The 9,911-nt window shown below is 73.3% G+C and carries 11 protein-coding genes; 6 read left to right on the forward strand and 5 right to left on the reverse strand.

Annotated elements, in window-relative coordinates:
* Positions 1 to 186: 186 nt before the first annotated feature.
* From ACFQ80_RS16335 to ACFQ80_RS16355, 5 genes are all read left to right on the forward strand, one after another.
* Positions 187 to 537, forward strand: coding sequence for a DUF3263 domain-containing protein (locus tag ACFQ80_RS16335; protein WP_430564363.1), 351 nt, complete (start codon positions 187 to 189; stop codon positions 535 to 537).
* 141 nt (positions 538 to 678) lie between these two features.
* On the forward strand, positions 679 to 1,344 hold the full coding sequence (locus ACFQ80_RS16340; protein ID WP_430564364.1) for a LytR C-terminal domain-containing protein: 666 nt from the start codon (positions 679 to 681) through the stop codon (positions 1,342 to 1,344).
* 142 nt (positions 1,345 to 1,486) lie between these two features.
* Positions 1,487 to 1,690: a cold-shock protein gene (locus ACFQ80_RS16345; protein ID WP_416344544.1), complete on the forward strand. Its 204-nt coding sequence runs from the start codon at positions 1,487 to 1,489 to the stop codon at positions 1,688 to 1,690.
* Between the two features lie 351 nt (positions 1,691 to 2,041).
* Positions 2,042 to 3,667 carry a chaperonin GroEL gene (gene groL / locus ACFQ80_RS16350; RefSeq protein ID WP_430548629.1) on the forward strand — a complete coding sequence of 542 codons (1,626 nt, stop codon included), beginning with the start codon at positions 2,042 to 2,044 and terminating at the stop codon, positions 3,665 to 3,667.
* A gap of 128 nt (positions 3,668 to 3,795) precedes the next feature.
* A complete protein-coding gene (locus ACFQ80_RS16355; RefSeq protein WP_430564365.1) occupies positions 3,796 to 4,134 on the forward strand; it encodes an L-rhamnose mutarotase in 339 nt (112 codons plus the stop codon).
* 57 nt (positions 4,135 to 4,191) lie between these two features.
* Here ACFQ80_RS16355 and ACFQ80_RS16360 read toward each other — a convergent pair whose 3' ends face one another.
* The 4 genes from ACFQ80_RS16360 to ACFQ80_RS16375 all read right to left on the reverse strand — a co-directional run bounded on the left by ACFQ80_RS16360 (position 4,192) and on the right by ACFQ80_RS16375 (position 7,775).
* Complete coding sequence (locus tag ACFQ80_RS16360) at positions 4,192 to 4,482, reverse strand: WXG100 family type VII secretion target (RefSeq protein ID WP_430548631.1); 291 nt, start codon at positions 4,480 to 4,482, stop codon at positions 4,192 to 4,194.
* A 116-nt stretch (positions 4,483 to 4,598) separates the two neighbouring features.
* Positions 4,599 to 5,303, reverse strand: coding sequence for a hypothetical protein (locus ACFQ80_RS16365; protein ID WP_430548632.1), 705 nt, complete (start codon positions 5,301 to 5,303; stop codon positions 4,599 to 4,601).
* 127 nt (positions 5,304 to 5,430) lie between these two features.
* Positions 5,431 to 7,041, reverse strand: a complete 1,611-nt coding sequence (locus ACFQ80_RS16370; RefSeq protein ID WP_430564366.1) for an ATP-binding protein — start codon at positions 7,039 to 7,041, stop codon at positions 5,431 to 5,433.
* Entirely contained in the window at positions 7,038 to 7,775 is a 738-nt protein-coding gene (locus ACFQ80_RS16375) for a response regulator transcription factor (RefSeq protein ID WP_430548634.1), read from the reverse strand. Before ACFQ80_RS16375 ends, ACFQ80_RS16370 begins: the two co-directional genes overlap by 4 nt.
* A gap of 106 nt (positions 7,776 to 7,881) precedes the next feature.
* On the opposite strand from ACFQ80_RS16375, the gene ACFQ80_RS16380 reads away from it, so the two are divergent.
* Entirely contained in the window at positions 7,882 to 9,132 is a 1,251-nt protein-coding gene (locus ACFQ80_RS16380) for a winged helix DNA-binding domain-containing protein (RefSeq protein ID WP_430564367.1), read from the forward strand.
* A gap of 15 nt (positions 9,133 to 9,147) precedes the next feature.
* Here the strand turns inward: ACFQ80_RS16380 and ACFQ80_RS16385 are convergent, their stop codons facing one another.
* Positions 9,148 to 9,762, reverse strand: coding sequence for an NYN domain-containing protein (locus tag ACFQ80_RS16385; protein ID WP_430548636.1), 615 nt, complete (start codon positions 9,760 to 9,762; stop codon positions 9,148 to 9,150).
* Positions 9,763 to 9,911: the final 149 nt, after the last annotated feature.

Consider the following 9,911-nt stretch of genomic DNA (forward strand, 5'->3'; position numbering starts at 1 on the left):
GCGGTCGGAGGCGTGGGGCCCCCCCCCCGGCTCCCCCCCCCCCCACCCCCCCTTGTGGTCGGGGCGCGGGGGGGTCCCCCCCCCCCCCCCCCCCCACAACTCCTGGACGCCGACAGGGGCGCGGGATCGCGGCGCGCGGGGCGACGTCGTCGGGACGGGCGCACGGACGCGCCATACTGGTGCGCCATGAGCGAGATCCTGGTCCAGGAGGTCCAGCCGGACCCGGAGGCGTCGGGCACGACGGCGACCGAGTCGTCGACGGTGCCGGCGACGTCGGCCGAGGGCGACCTCTCCGACCGCGACCGCGAGATCCTCGCCTTCGAGCGGCAGTGGTGGAAGTACGCCGGGGCGAAGGAGCAGGCGGTGCGCGAGCTGTTCGGCCTGTCCGCGACGCGCTACTACCAGGTGCTGAACGCCCTCATCGACTCGCCGGCGGCGCTCGCGCACGACCCGATGCTCGTCAAGCGGCTGCGGCGGATGCGCTCCACGCGCCAGCGCGCCCGGTCGGCGCGGCGCCTCTCCGACGGCCAGGGCTGACGGACGGGGCTGAAGGACGCTGACGGACAGGGCCGAGGGTCGGACCGACGGCGCGGCCGTGACCTGGGCGGACCGGCAGGCCAAGGCCTCGCTGAGAGCGTCCTGGACGGGCGGACACCTGGAACGGCTACCCTGTCCGCCGTGAGCAAGAGCCATTACCCCTACCCGCCCGACGAGTTCGACGTCCGCGGGCCCGAGGGCACGCCGGTCGGTGTGCATCGTGAGCCGCGCAGCGGGTGGAGCTCGGTGTGGCCGTTCCTGCTGATCGTCGTCGTGTGCGGCGGCCTCGCGGTCGGCATCGTCTCCTTCCTGTCCGACGACGGGGAGCCGGCCACGCCCCCCGCGGCCGAGCAGTCCGCGGGCACCGAGCCCGAGGCCTCCGCGTCCGCCGACGCCGAGGGCGAGGAGCCGCCGGCCGACGGCGAGGCGAGCGAGGACCCGGCCGACGAGGAGCCCGGCGACGACGCCTCCGACGCGGCGACCGAGCTGCCCGGTGACCCGTCGGCCGCGAACCTCGAGGCGTCGGTCGTCGTCTACAACGACGGTGCGGGCCAGGGGCAGGCTGCGGCCGGCCAGGGCGTCCTCACGAGCGACGGCGGGTTCGTCGACGTCGCTGCCACGGACGCGCCGGACACGCTGAAGGGTGCCTACGAGGACACCACCGTCCTGTACGGCGCGGACCGCGCGGACACCGCCAGCGCCGTCGCGGAGGCGCTCGGCGTCGACCCGGCGAACGTGCAGGAGTCCGACGACGTCACGGCCAGCGAGCAGGCCGTCTGGGTGGTCCTCAGGTCGCCCGTCGGCTGACCGACGCCGCACCTCCGGAGCGCCGGCATCTCGGATGCCGACATTCCGGACATCGGTGCTTCCCTTGCCGCGATCGCCGCTACTAGGCTCCCGTTCACCGTGGGGTGCCTGCCCCGCGGCCGAGGAGCACGAGGAGAGGTACATGGCCCAGGGCACCGTCAAGTGGTTCAACGCGGAGAAGGGGTACGGGTTCATCACCCCGACCGCGGGCGGGCAGGACCTGTTCGTCCACTACAGCGCCATCCAGACCGACGGGTACCGCACCCTGGACGAGGGCCAGGGCGTCGAGTTCGAGGTCGGCCAGGGTCAGAAGGGCCCGCAGGCCGAGCAGGTCCGCCCGCTCTGACCGCGCCGTCGACCCGCTGTCGACCACACCGTCGACCGCGCCGTCGACCGCGAGAGGCCGGCACCCCAGGACGCAGCGACGCGTCGGGGGTGCCGGCCTTCGTCGTCCCCGGGCGTTGCACGCCCTCGGCGAACGTCTTGCACTCGCCACCCGAGAGTGCCAATAATGGCTTAGCACTCTCGGCCTGTGAGTGACAGCCGTCCCCGGGGCGGCGTTCTCCTGGGCCGCGGGTGAAGCATTCGGGTCGTTCGGTGAGACCCTCCGCGCGTGCGTGACCTGAACGCCGCGGGGTGGGTCGTCCGTCGCGGGCGCCGGCCGGCCATCTCAGCCACCAGCGGAGGATCAGTCCCCATGGCCAAGATCATCGCGTTCGACGAGGAAGCTCGTCGGAGCATGGAGCGCGGGCTCAACCAGCTCGCCGACACCGTGAAGGTCACGCTCGGCCCCAAGGGTCGCAACGTCGTCCTGGACAAGAAGTGGGGCGCCCCCACGATCACCAACGACGGTGTCTCCATCGCCAAGGAGATCGAGCTCGACGACCCGTACGAGAAGATCGGCGCGGAGCTCGTCAAGGAGGTCGCCAAGAAGACGGACGACGTCGCGGGTGACGGCACCACCACCGCCACCGTGCTCGCCCAGGCGCTCGTGCGCGAGGGCCTGCGCGTCGTCGCCGCCGGCGCCAACCCGATCGCCGTCAAGCGCGGCATCGAGAAGGCCGTCGAGGCCGTCACCGAGCAGCTGCTCAACGCCGCGGTCGAGATCGAGACCAAGGACCAGATCGCCGCCACGGCCGCCATCTCGGCCGGCGACGCCTCCATCGGCGAGCTCATCGCCGAGGCCCTCGACAAGGTGGGCAAGGAGGGCGTGATCACGGTCGAGGAGTCGAACACGTTCGGCCTCGAGCTCGAGCTCACCGAGGGCATGCGCTTCGACAAGGGCTTCCTCGCCCGCTACTTCGAGACGGACCCGGAGCGCCAGGAGGCCGTCCTCGAGGACCCGTACGTCCTGATCGTCGAGTCGAAGATCTCGAACGTCAAGGACATGCTGCCGGTGCTCGACCAGGTCATGAAGGCCGGTCGCTCCCTGCTCATCATCGCCGAGGACGTCGAGGGCGAGGCCCTGGCCACCCTCGTGCTGAACAAGATCCGCGGCACCTTCAAGTCCGTCGCCGTCAAGGCCCCGGGCTTCGGCGACCGCCGCAAGGCCATGCTGCAGGACATCGCGATCCTCACCGGCGGCCAGGTCATCACCGAGACGGTGGGCCTCAAGCTGGAGAACGCGACCCTCGACCTGCTGGGCCAGGCGCGCAAGGTCGTCGTGACCAAGGACGAGACCACGATCGTCGAGGGTGCGGGCGACGCCGAGCTCATCTCGGGCCGCGTCAACCAGATCCGCTCCGAGATCGAGAAGTCGGACTCGGACTACGACCGCGAGAAGCTCCAGGAGCGCCTCGCCAAGCTGGCCGGCGGCGTGGCCGTCATCAAGGCCGGTGCGGCCACCGAGGTGGAGCTCAAGGAGCGCAAGCACCGCATCGAGGACGCCGTCCGCAACGCCAAGGCCGCGGTCGAGGAGGGCATCGTCGCCGGTGGTGGCGTCGCGCTGATCCAGGCCGGTGCCGCCGCGTTCCCGAAGCTGGAGCTCGAGGGCGACGAGGCGACCGGTGCGCAGATCGTGCGTGCCGCGATCGACGCCCCGCTCAAGCAGATCGCCGTCAACGCCGGCCTCGAGGGCGGCGTCGTGGCGGAGAAGGTCCGCAACCTCACCTCGGGTCACGGCCTCAACGCCGCGACCGGCGTGTACGAGGACCTGCTCGCCGCGGGCGTCAACGACCCGGTCAAGGTCACGCGTTCCGCGCTGCAGAACGCCGCGTCGATCGCCGCGCTGTTCCTCACCACCGAGGCCGTCGTGGCCGACAAGCCGGAGCCGGCCTCGGCCGCGCCCGCCGGTGACGGTGGCATGGGCGGCATGGACTTCTGATCCGGAGTCCTGCCAGAGCCTGACGGTTCGACGACGGGCCCTCACCCTCCGGGGTGGGGGCCCGTCGTGCGTGCGGGCGCCTGGCGCGACGGTTGACAGCGCCGCGGCGCCACCTTGAGGATCCACGCATGATCGTCGCCCTGCACTCGGTCCTCAAGCCCGGCGCCGTCGACGGGTACCGAGTCGAGCACGCCGTCGTCCCCGACGACCTCGACGCCGCCTTCTCCCGGGTGGGCATCCGCGGGTGGACGATCTGGCGTTCCGGCGAGCGGCTGTTCCACGTCGTCGACTGCGACGACTTCGACGCCGCGATCGCCGCGCTCGACGACGACCCGGCCAACGTGGCGTGGCAGGCGTCGATCGGCCGCTGGGTCGAGGTGTTCCGCGACGCCGACGGCGCGGAGGGGTTCGCGCCCCTGGAGCAGGTGTGGTCGCTCGCGGCCCAGCGTGCGGGGAGCGCGCCGTGACGCCCGCACGCGGCTGAGGGCGTCCCGCGCGGCGCGGGACGCCCTCGACCGCCCGGGTCAGCGGGCCGCGAAGAGCCGCGTGGCCTGGGCCTCCGCGTCCGCGTAGGTGCGCGACGCCGACGACAGGGCCGCCGTCACGGCGTCGAGCGCCGCCTCGACCTGGGTCTGCGTGGCCTGCCACTGGCCCATGACGCCCGCGAACTGGGTCGCGGCGCCGCCGTGCCAGCCGGACTGCAGGTCCTGCAGGTGCCGCATCATCGCCCCCACCTCGGAGCGGATCGCCGCCACGGAACCGTTCACCGCCGCGCTCGCCTGCGCGACCCGTTCGCTGTCGACCTCGTACCGCACGTGTCCTCCTTCGTCGCCGTTGCCCCCTGCGGGGTTGCCGACGACGACGTTACGGAGCGCGCACCACCCGCGGACGCCGTCGTCCACAGGTTGTGGAGAACCGAGCCCTGCCGGGGTCAGGAGGCCGGCTTCTCCTCGAGCAGGCGGCGCTCCTTGAGCAGCCGGTGCAGCTCGCCGTCGAGGTTCTGCCGCGCCGCCTCCTCCCATGCCGCGCCCATCGGGCTGAAGTACAGCGACGGGCGCTGCAGCAGCTTGGTCAGGACGCGCACGCGGGCGTCGAGATAGTCGGTCAGCGGGATGTGCGAGTACTCCGCCCGCACGTTGGCCATGTAGTCCTTGTAGCGCTGCGGCTCGGCCGCGAGCATGGCGAGGTCGGCGTCGTTGAGCACGGCGGAGTCGACGTCGTCGGGCAGCGGCTTGTGGCGGTCGATCGAGTCGACCAGCCGCGCCGTGCGCTCCACCGCCGTCTCCGGCAGGCCGAGCTCCGTGAGCTGCGTGCGCGCGAGGTTCGCGCTCACCGTGGTCTGCTCGCCGCCCTGGTTCGCCTGGGCGACCTTGCGCGTCGCGTCGAACACCGCGCCGTGGTACCAGGCGGCGAGGCGCACCAGGTCGGGCTCGTGCGTCTCCTGGGACAGCTCGTCCACGCGGTGCAGGACGTCGGCCAGGTGGCGCAGGTTGTGGAAGTGGCGCTCCGGGGCGGACCACCGGTCGATGAGGTCCTCCCCGACGGAACGGATCTCCGCGTCGTCGGCGGTCGCGCCCGCACCGTGACAGGTGCGGACGAACGCGGAGAGGAACCACTGGGGCGCGTCGGCGCTCATGACGCCCATCGCAATCAGACCTTCGGTCGTCGGACTCGGACTGTCCTCCTCCTCGTCAGACTACGACCGCGGGGCGACATCGCACCGCGGTGAGGGTGCTGGCCACGCCTTCTGGTCAGCCTTCCGGTCAGGCGGAGGAGGACGACGCGCCATCGTAGCCGTCCGCCGACGGGAGAAGAACCCGCACGGTCATCCCGCCGCCGGGCGTCTCGCTCACCGACACGTGGCCCTGGTGCGCGCCGACGATCGCCGCGACGATCGCCATCCCCAGGCCGGAGCCGCCGGACTCCCGGTTCCGCGACGAGTCCGCACGGTAGAACCGCTCGAACACACGCGTCGACTGCTCCGGCGTGATGCCGGGGCCGTGGTCGCGCACCTCGACGACGGCACCGCCGTCGGGCGCCCGGCCTGCCGCCAGCTCGGCCGGCGAGCCGGCCGGTGTGTGCCTCGCCACGTTCCCCACGAGGTTGGTCAGCACCTGGCGCAGACGGTCGGCGTCGCCGGTCACGACGAGGCCGGACGGCGCGGGGGAGCCCGGCGCGAGCCCGGTCACCGTGACCTCGCGCGTCGGGTCCAGGGCGTGCAGGTCCTGGGCCGCGTCGCGGGCCATCGCGGCGAGGTCCACCGGGTCCTTGCGCATCGGCCGGCCCTCGTCCAGGCGGGCGAGCACCAGCAGGTCGTTGACCAGCGTGCTCATGCGGCGCGCCGAGTCCTCGATGCGCCCCATGGTGTCGTCCACCTTGTCCGGGGTGTCCAGCGCGCCCAGCCGGTACAGCTCGCCGTAGCCCTTCACGGTGGCCAGCGGCGTGCGCAGCTCGTGGCTCGCGTCGGAGACGAACCGGCGCATGCGGCGCTCCGACTCCTCCTGCGCGGAGAACGCCTGCTCGATCTGCGCCAGCATCGTGTTCAGGGACGCGGACAGCGAGCCCACCTCGGTCGACGTCGGGCGCTCGGGCACGCGCTGCGACAGGTCGCCCGCGGCGATCTCCGCCGCCGTCGTCTCGATCTGGCGCAGCGGCCGCAGCGACCGGTGCACCAGCAGGAACGAGATCGCGCCGCCGAGGATGACGATGCCGAGCGCCGAGAACAGCAGCGAGCGCGTGAGGTAGGCGACCGTGTGCTGGACCTCCGCCAGGGGCAGGCCGACGTAGACGGCGCCCTGGATGGTGCCGGACGAGCCGTACGGCAGGGCGACGACCCGCCAGTCGCCGGGCTCGGTGCCGCCCACCGAGGCGACGGTGAAGGGTTCGAGGCCACGGTCGACGACGGCCGAGACCGGCTCGTCCGGGATGTCGGGGATGCCGTACTTGTCCTGCGTCGCGGGCCACACGGTGGGCTCCGAGGTGGCGCCGTCGGCGTCGCGCAGGATGACGACGTACTCACTCGGCGCGCGCTGCGCCAGGTCGCCGGAGGAGTTGAGCGTCATGTTCGCCACGCCCTTGGCGGACTGCGTGAGCTGCTGGTCGGTCTGGGCCACGAGGTAGCCGGAGACGACGGTGCGGGTCACCACGGCGGCCAGGATCAGCCCGGCCGCCAGCACCAGGACGGTGATCGTGACCAGCCGGGTGCGCAGGGGGAGCCGCTCGAGCCACGTCCACGGCGCGGACCGCGGAGCGGACCGGGGTGCGGGATCCGGGAGGGGCGGCGTCGGGCCCGACCGCGGGTCAGCGGGCAAGGCCCGGCCGTCCGCCGTCGTCCCCGGGGCCGTGACCGGGGCGCCGGGCGTGGGCGTGCTCATCGCGGCGCCTGGGGCGCCCGCAAGAGGTAGCCGACGCCGCGCTTGGTGTGGATGAGCGGCGGCAGCGTGACGTCGTCGCCGTCGGGGCCGGTGACGGAGAGGTTGTCGATCTTGCGGCGCAGGTAGGAGATGTAGGACTCGACGATGTTCGCGTCGCCGCCCCAGTCGTACTGCCACACGTGGTCGAGGATCTGCGCCTTGGACAGCACGCGGCCGGCGTTGAGCATGAGGTAGCGCAGCAGCTTGAACTCGGTGGGGGACAGGTCGATCTCGACGCCGGCGCGGCGCACCTCGTGCGAGTCCTCGTCGAGCTCGAGGTCGCCGACGCGCAGGACGGCGTCGTCCTCGGGCTCGCCCGCGTGCGTGCGGCGCAGCACCGCGCGGATGCGGGCCACGACCTCCTCCAGGCTGAACGGCTTGGTGACGTAGTCGTCCCCGCCGACGGTGAGCCCCTGCACCTTGTCCTGCGTGTCGTCGCGGGCGGTGAGGAACAGCACGGGGGTGTGCCGGCCGGTGGAGCGCATGCGGCGGGTCACGGTGAAGCCGTCCATGTCGGGCAGCATCACGTCGAGCACGACGAGGTCGGGCTCGACGTCGCGGACGAGCTGCAGCGCCCCGTTCCCGTCACCGGCGGCGTGGACCTCGAACCCGGCGAAACGCAGGGACGTGGACAGCAGCTCGCGGATGTTGGGCTCGTCGTCCACGACGACGAGACGTGCCTCGGGTGCGCTCATGACCTCAGTGTGCGACCGGGGTCTGAGCGTTGCCTGGGAAGGGGCTCGGACGGCGCTGGTGCGCCGGGCGGGCGCGCGTGTGGGTGGCCGCACCCATGATGAGCGGGTGCGGATCACGGGGGAGCAGCGCCGGCGGCGCCTGGTCGTGCGACAGCTCGCGCTCGGCGCGGACCAGCCGGGGTCGCCGGCGGCGAGGACGCCGGAGGAGGTCACGCGGAGGCTGGTCGCCCTGCACGCGACGGACGCGCCGAGCGTGCACCTCGCGGTGCTCGCGCGGGTGCCGGGGCTCGGGCTCGACGACGTGCGCGACGCGCTCTTCGAGCGGCGCAGCCTCGTCAAGGTGCTGGGCATGCGGCGCACGATGTTCGTCGTGCCGCGCGACCTGGTACCGGTCGTGCACGCGGCGGCATCGGCCCCGGTCGCGGCGCGGCTGCGGACGCGGCTGCTCAAGGAGCTCGCGACGCTGCCCACCGACCCGGCCGTCGACGACCCCGAGGCGCTGGTCGCGGCCGCCGAGGCGCAGGTGCACGCCGCGCTCGCCGCCGGGCCGCTCGACGGCGCGGAGCTCTCGCGGGCCGCGCCGCTGCTGCGCACCGCGTTCCTGCCCACCACGGACAAGGCGTGGGACGTGCGCCGCACCATGACGTCGCCGCTGCTGTCGGTGCTCTCCGCGGAGGGCTCCGTCGTGCGGGGCGAGCCCCGCGGGGCGTGGTCGTCGCCGCGGCACGTGTGGTCGCCGATGACCGACTGGTTCCCCGACGGGATCCCCGCGATGGACGAGGAGGCGGCCCGCGTCGAGCTCGCCCGCGCGTGGCTCGAGGCGTTCGGCCCCGCCACGGTGGCGGACCTCCGGTGGTGGACCGGCTGGAACCTCGGGCAGGCGCGCCGGGCCGTCGCCGCCCTCGACGTGCGCGAGGTCGAGCTGGAGGTCGGCCCGCCCGGTGGGGACACCGTCGTCGCCGACGGGGTCGTGCTGCGCGCCACCGACCTGGACGCCGACCTGGATCCCGCCCTGGACGACGTCGTCGGCGGTCACGCCGCGCTGCTGCCCACCCTCGACCCCACCACGATGGGCTGGACCGCCCGCGACTGGTACCTGGGTCCGCATCGCCCGCAGCTCTTCGACAGCGCCGGCAACGCGGGCGCCACGGTCTGGTGGCAGGGCCGGATCGTCGGGGCGTGGATCGTGCGGCCGGACGGCGAGCTGGTCTGGCGGCTGCTCGAGGACATCGGGACCGACGGCGAGGCAGCCGTCGCCGCCGAGGCCACCCGGCTCCACGAGGCGCTGGGCGGCAGCACCTTCACGCCCGGCTACGTCACCCCGGTGTACCGGGAGCTGCTCACCGCCGACACGTGACGCACCGGCGGGCTGTCAGAGGTAGCGCAGCGGGTCGAACTCGTCGAGCGGGATGATCCGGACGCGCGGCAGCGGGGCGGTGAACGCGTCGGCGTCGCCCTCGAGGTCGAACATCTGGAGCCCGCGCTCGGAGAGCTGCGAGAACTGCCCGTTGACGAACTCGCGGAACGCCAGCAGGCCCACCCGCCGCTCGTCGCCGAGCAGGGCCTCGATCTGCGGCAGGAAGTCGCCGTCGTGGCTGGCGAGCAGGACGTCGCCGTCGCGGTCCGCCAGGGCCTCCAGCGTGCGCTGGATACCGACGTCGACGACCTTCTCCGTGCCGGACGAGGCCAGCGGGATCGGCTTGTAGCCCATCGCGAGCAGCGCCTGCACGAACGCCATCGGCATCTGCCCGCTGCTGGCGTTGAGGAAGAACAGCGGCACGACGTCCTGGTCCCACAGCTTCTGCGCGAACGTCGAGATGCGGTCCCAGCGGGGGCGCTCCTCCGGGTTCGGCCGCCGGTTCAGCACGTTCATGCCCAGCGTGGCGTCGATGTTCTCGCCGTCCACCAGGAGGTAGGTGCGGCGGCCCGTGGCCTGCTCGGGGGCGGGCGCGCTCGCGGGGGCCGGGGCGGTGAAGGCGGGAGACATGCCTCTCAGGGTATCCGTGTCGGCTGCCGGGACGGTGCGCGGCCCCGGGAGGGCGGGGTCCGAACGCCCCGGGGCGCGCCCGACATCGCGGGGGGGACTGCTTACACCCGGGGCAGGGCCGGGGGGGACGGGGGTAAATCGGCGCCGGC

The organism is Isoptericola sp. NPDC056578 (genome assembly GCF_042793275.1).
In the GTDB taxonomy this organism is placed as follows: domain Bacteria; phylum Actinomycetota; class Actinomycetes; order Actinomycetales; family Cellulomonadaceae; genus Isoptericola.